At 53.8% G+C, this 223-nt stretch carries 1 rRNA gene; it reads right to left on the reverse strand.

The features are described 5' to 3' along the window. Positions 1-223: ribosomal RNA gene (locus WFJ73_RS33520) — 23S ribosomal RNA — on the reverse strand; the annotation flags it as partial.

A 223-nucleotide genomic window follows, 5' to 3' on the forward strand; every position in this document is an offset into this window, starting at 1 on the left:
TGTGTCGGTTTGCGGTACGGGCACCTTCACCTGGCTAGAGGCTTTTCTTGACAGCCGGAGTACATGACCTTCGCTACTGCAATTTTCGCTCCCCATCACAGCCTAGCTTACACGAGTTGCGGATTTGCCTACAACTCTGCCTCACTGCTTGGACAGGCTATTCCATCAGCCTGCGTCACTGCCCTTCTGTGTCACCCCATTGCTCATAACGGTTTACGGTGGT

The organism is Paenibacillus sp. MMO-58 (genome assembly GCF_037146255.1).
Lineage (GTDB): Bacteria > Bacillota > Bacilli > Paenibacillales > Paenibacillaceae > Pristimantibacillus.